Origin of the sequence: Aeromonas molluscorum 848 (genome assembly GCF_000388115.1) — a bacterium.
Lineage (GTDB): Bacteria > Pseudomonadota > Gammaproteobacteria > Enterobacterales > Aeromonadaceae > Aeromonas > Aeromonas molluscorum.
On the sequence record NZ_AQGQ01000231.1, the window covers coordinates 1 to 5,039 of the forward strand.

Here is a 5,039-nt window from a genome sequence, read left to right on the forward strand (position 1 = left end):
CTCCTTGCTGCAACTTGAGCCGCATTATCATTTGAGGAGGGAGTGAACTGCTGTTCGGCCTGGGTCAGGGCTGTGATCTGCTGCTGCAACCCGACTTGGTTACCACCTTTAACTTTTAGTTGGGCAACCAGTTGACTCAATGAGGCTTTCAATGCCTGCTGATCAGCCTGCTCCTGTGCCAGTGTTGTGTTTGAACGCTGCTTACGGCTTTCCATGTCGGTCAAAATTTGATGCGATAGTGCGTTGAGTTCCTGATTTCGTTGCAGCTGTTGCTCTTGGTCGTTGACCTTTTGGCGGTATCCTCCAGAGGAATCACAACTCATTTTTGTGAGGAGGCTAGCGCTACGGTTGGAAGGATCGCAATCAGCGGGAGTTGTGGCACAACCAGTTAATACCAGCAAGCTACTCAGATAGACGGCTCTAAATTTCATAATATTTTCCTATCAACATCCAGATAGACCCGAGATATTGACGACTCCCTTAACGATAATGATGTAATGGTTGATATTTAACCAACTGTGATAGCGCTGCGCTGGTCATAAAGGCCATTAACCTCTTTCTCTAATACGGCAATCTGCTTGTTCAGCTCAAGCACTTTGGTATTGACCATTGCCAACTCAGTCTCGGTTGCCTCACTCTGCTCGCTTTTGGCCACTTGCTGATACTCGGTCGCCTTCTTACGCATATTGGTCAACTCTTTGTTGAGTTGAGCCAGATCAGCATCGACTTTGCCAAGCTGGCGCTGTGCTACCGCCTTGTCAAAACCCGCTTGGTCTTTATCTTTAGCAATTCGGGTCAAGGTTTTACTATTGTCAGCAATTACCTGCTTGGCAGTATTAGTGCGAGCAACCACGACCTCGGTGTCTTTTTGAATGTCGTTGTTCATTGCCTGCAAACGATCGGTGGTATTGGCATACTCAGCGCGACGAGTATCAAGATAGTAGTTAGCCCCCATCGCCACACCACATGCAGCTATGCCCGCTTTTATTGCACACTGAGTTTTTTCTTCTGACTTCAAAAGCATGCAAGCTGCAACACCCATACCTGCCGCAACGGCACATGCCTGGAATCCAGATGCACTAAAAAATTCAGCCTCTTGCCCATTAGTAAGTCTTGAATCTGTTGCCGGTTGATTCCCTGTCACTGAGCTCCCAGTGCTAGCACAGCCAGAGAGAATAAGGCTGGCGGAAACCATTAAACAAATAGCTGTGCGTCTAGCCGTAATTTTCATCTTCAAAAACCCCGAACGTTGTAAAAAAAATGAATCTATGCCTCTAAACAGCAGTACTAACTCCGTTTGGCACCAGACCCTATAGGCTCTCCATACTACAGCGGCGCACTTTTCAACACACCTCGATTCAGCTTTGACAAACAAAAAACTTGAGCATGGTCAAATTCCTATATGGATGTGACTAGGCTTGTTTATTAATTAAACAGCGCTACACCGCATGAATGAACGACTCAGCACTATAAGTAGTGAGTCACGACGCCAACCTCCTGATTGATACAGATAAACGCTGGGGATTGCGGGTGGTACTGGTAGAGCCGCGCCAGCTCTGCACGAAACGCCTCAACGTTTGGCGCAATCACATGGTTGGTATCCCCCTCGGCATAGGTAAAGGTCTCCAGCTTCTCGGTGTTAATCCAGATACCGAAGTACCACGCATCTTGGGCGGTGTCGTACTGCTGCCAGCCTTGAGCCAGTAGTATCCGGTCGTAATAGTAACGGTCTGCCTGATGGTTGCCTCGGTCTATGCGACCCCCCGTCACTGTAAGCTCTAACGGGATACGGCCCGCCTTGTGGGCTTTCTTGACCCGGCGTAGCAGCTTGAGGGCCTTGGCTCTGCTACGGCCATTACCGAGCGGATGGGGTTGCCTGGCCCGCAATGCCAGGTGGGTCATTATCTTCGGCGCGGTGTTGTGGTTGAGCTGGCCGATGGCAGCGGTTATCTGCCGAGCGGTCAGGGTCTTGTAATCACGCAGGTCGTGCATGTGTGGGTTCCTTAAAATGCAAACAGCCCCTCGGCGTGAGGGGCTGTGTGGGGTGGTGGGAGGATTGTCTACAGAGATTGTTTGAGGCGGTTGATGTCTCTCTGATAGCGACGGCGGTGGCTGTACCAAATCACCCGCTCGGCAGCAGCCTCCAGCAGCGCGGTGGTCACGGCGCGAGGCAGGACCAGATTTGCCCCGTCCCAGTTATCCAGGTTCAGTGCGCCGTAGCGCACCAGGCTGGCCAGCTGCACATCAAGCTTGTGGGTCAGCTCCAACGCAATGAACTCATCGATATGGGCTCGTAGCCTGGCGATAGCACTCTCAGGCGCCATGGGGGGTGTTGTGGACGTAGTCATGGTCATGTATGGCTACTCCAATCCGGCGCGTCGTTGCTGCCGTGGTTAACGTATGCCCCGACAATTACCCGTTGCCACTCACCGACCGGTTGACCCGCTGCATTGCAGGCACAGCGAAAGCGGGCGAAGTTAATCTCACGTGGCAGGTGTTCACGCATATCCCGTGGGCTGACAAAGAGCATGGTCTTGTGCAGCACCGGGTTGGGGGCTACCAAGGGTCCGCCAATACGCCGCCCCTCCACATCGTGGGCATAGGCAAAGCCCGGTAGCATCAACTGTTGGCTGATGAGCTGGGCAAGTGCTGGATGGGCACACATAGCCTCTGCCACGGCGGCCTGGCTAAAACTGTCCTTGAATTCGATCATGGGTGTTTCTCCATTTCCGCTGGTATGCGGTAAGCCGCTGCCAGCAGCGCAAATTGTTCGACCAGATAGCTGATACTTATGCCCAGTTCATCACTTACCCCATCCCCCAGACGGTGATGCAGGTGTGCCATGTCATCGGCGATACGCTGGGCTATATGGGCAGTTGAGCTCGGTGGTGAGCTTGTCACCGTCAGAGTGATGGAGAGAGCCATCACATCTCCCCCCAAGGTGCTTGCTCCCACAGTGACAGCCGGGTCAGCACGTCTTGTGCGAGGGCCTGTTGCAACTGCTGTAGTACCTGCACAAGCCGAGGTGCCTGCTCAGGGCTCCCGCTCCATTCGCTCGATTGGTACAGAGCGCAGCAGGTGAATTTGTAGAGGGCAACCAGTTCGGCATCGGTGAGTGGTGCCTGGTGGTAACGATGGGCAGGTTTAAGTGGACTCTGCTTGGTCGAGCGGTGCTGACGTGGTTCCTTCTGGTCCTGCTGACGTCTCAGCTGATAGCGATGCCTGACTGCCCGCCGGTTGGCGAGCATCATCAACCGTACCAGCCTGTCTATTCGCCAAGTCCAGGTACTGGTGACATCCATTGGCGAGTTCCACCAGAGGGTGCGCAGCAACTCAAGGGTGTAGTGCGGTGGCATCGGAGCATTGCAAAAACGGTGTAACTGTACGGCAAAGGCAAGGTAGTCCTTGCGATCGATCATGAAGGCAGACATGGGAATAGCTCCTTGAAATGCAAAAGGCCACCTGCAGTGAGGTGGCCTTGCTGGGGATCGGAATATCCGGATCATGGTGTTGGCGCGGATAATCCGGGGTTGGGGATGCTGGTGTTATTCGTGCGCCTGCTCTGTGCTGGGGAGAGCCGCATCGAACAGGATGGCGTAGAGCGCACAATCAATGCCGTTGACGGCATCGTGATGCGGGTAATAGGGCGGTGCGTCTCGGGAGCGCTCGACGTAGTCGCCAAAGCAGCTGAGGCACTCGCGGATCTCGATGGTGGATCCCCGCAGCAAGGTCTCTTCCAGCCGCTTGGCATAAACATCGTCATCACGCGCCTTGGTGAGCCCCTTCTCCAGCAACGTCAGTGCATCCTCGTTGCAGGCGGTTATCAGGCCATGGCGTAGCTTGCCCAGAGTTTCCTCAAGAGAATAGGGGTTAGGTAATCGCATGGTGTTTGTCCCTTCTTGGCGCAGCTGATGCAGCAGCGCATCAATGGCCTCGATGCAATCGGCTTGGGTGAGCAGGTAGCCGCTCGGCAGATGGGCCACGATGGCGGGTGCTGCCTGCATCTCGACGTTGTCAGCAAGCCAACAGCGCAATTCGAGGAGGATGTCGAGGGCGGTGAGGTGTGATTTGCCTGCCGGAGGGTTCATAGCAGACCTCTCTCGGCCAGTGACACCACGCCCTCTGCGCCGACTACCAGGTGGTCGAGCAGGCGGACATCGACCAGTGCCAACGCCTCCTTGAGGGCTTGGGTGAAGACCCGGTCAGATTGACTGGGTTCAGGATCACCGCTGGGGTGATTGTGCACTGCGATGATTGCCCCGCAGTTGAGTAGCAGGGCACGCTTGACCACTTCCCGTGGGTAGATGCTGGCACTGTCCAAGGTGCCACGAAACAGCTCCTCAAAAGCCAATACGCGGTGTTGGGAGTCGAGGAACAGTGCCCCAAACACTTCGTGCTCCCGGTCCTGCAGCAAGGTTTGTAGCCGCAGAGCGGCATCAGTGGTACTGGTGATGGCGGTACCTTTGGCCAGGCGCTTGCGAGCAATCTGATTGGCGATACGCAGCAGGTCTTGCTCGGTCACGGGTTCGGTGACGACATAGGTGCCGGGGCATTCCCCGGCTTTGAGCTTGTGGTAACGCATAGTGGTCTCCTGAAAAAGAAAAACCCCGGCAACGCGAGGCATGCCGGGGTCAAAGGTAGATAGGTTGTTGGTTCACTTTGAGGGGTGTTCAGTTGGCCGTAGTGGGGCCTGCCGTGGCGGCGGATTCACTCTGTAATCGGCATCAGCGGTTCTGGGACCAGTATGGTGAGCGGGATAGCGAGTGCCACACTCAGCCGTTCTGCCAGTTGGTAGGCCGGTCCTATGGTGTCGTAGTCAGCTACCCAGGTAGCCAGGGCCAGCTCGCTTGCCTCCATCGCTCGCAGGTAGACACTGTAGCCGTGTACGGTCAGGCCACTGTCACGCACCACCTGCGTCTCGCCATCTCGATTAATCGCTTCAAGCTCAACGGCTATCGGTTGTTTGGGCATCGTGTGCCTCCTCTTGGGGTAAGGGGTCACTCTCCACACGATAACCGTGATTAGTGCAGGTACGCTGC

Annotated in this window: 10 protein-coding genes; all 10 read right to left on the bottom strand. The window is 55.0% G+C overall.

From position 1 onward, the window contains the following. A partial coding sequence (locus tag G113_RS19090) for a hypothetical protein (RefSeq protein WP_005909835.1) occupies positions 1 to 431 on the bottom strand: 431 nt, incomplete at its 3' end. Between the two features lie 77 nt (positions 432 to 508). Further along, positions 509 to 1,144, bottom strand: coding sequence for a hypothetical protein (locus G113_RS19095; protein WP_201765034.1), 636 nt, complete (start codon positions 1,142 to 1,144; stop codon positions 509 to 511). 323 nt (positions 1,145 to 1,467) lie between these two features. Beyond that, on the bottom strand, positions 1,468 to 1,992 hold the full coding sequence (locus G113_RS19100) for a hypothetical protein (RefSeq protein WP_005909839.1): 525 nt from the start codon (positions 1,990 to 1,992) through the stop codon (positions 1,468 to 1,470). 68 nt (positions 1,993 to 2,060) lie between these two features. Then, on the bottom strand, positions 2,061 to 2,354 hold the full coding sequence (locus tag G113_RS19105; RefSeq protein ID WP_236611810.1) for a hypothetical protein: 294 nt from the start codon (positions 2,352 to 2,354) through the stop codon (positions 2,061 to 2,063). After that, positions 2,351 to 2,713 carry a hypothetical protein gene (locus G113_RS19110; protein WP_005909842.1) on the bottom strand — a complete coding sequence of 121 codons (363 nt, stop codon included), beginning with the start codon at positions 2,711 to 2,713 and terminating at the stop codon, positions 2,351 to 2,353. The genes G113_RS19105 and G113_RS19110 overlap by 4 nt, the downstream gene beginning before the upstream one ends. Then, positions 2,710 to 2,925, bottom strand: a complete 216-nt coding sequence (locus G113_RS20820; protein ID WP_005909844.1) for a hypothetical protein — start codon at positions 2,923 to 2,925, stop codon at positions 2,710 to 2,712. Before G113_RS20820 ends, G113_RS19110 begins: the two co-directional genes overlap by 4 nt. Beyond that, entirely contained in the window at positions 2,925 to 3,431 is a 507-nt protein-coding gene (locus G113_RS19115; protein WP_005909846.1) for a hypothetical protein, read from the bottom strand. The genes G113_RS20820 and G113_RS19115 overlap by 1 nt, the downstream gene beginning before the upstream one ends. Positions 3,432 to 3,545: 114 nt before the next feature. Next, a complete protein-coding gene (locus G113_RS19120) occupies positions 3,546 to 4,088 on the bottom strand; it encodes a hypothetical protein (protein WP_005909848.1) in 543 nt (180 codons plus the stop codon). Continuing rightward, complete coding sequence (radC, locus tag G113_RS19125) at positions 4,085 to 4,582, bottom strand: RadC family protein (protein ID WP_005909850.1); 498 nt, start codon at positions 4,580 to 4,582, stop codon at positions 4,085 to 4,087. The genes G113_RS19120 and radC overlap by 4 nt, the downstream gene beginning before the upstream one ends. Before the next feature lie 125 nt (positions 4,583 to 4,707). Continuing rightward, on the bottom strand, positions 4,708 to 4,971 hold the full coding sequence (locus tag G113_RS19130) for a hypothetical protein (protein ID WP_005909852.1): 264 nt from the start codon (positions 4,969 to 4,971) through the stop codon (positions 4,708 to 4,710). Positions 4,972 to 5,039 lie beyond the last annotated feature (68 nt).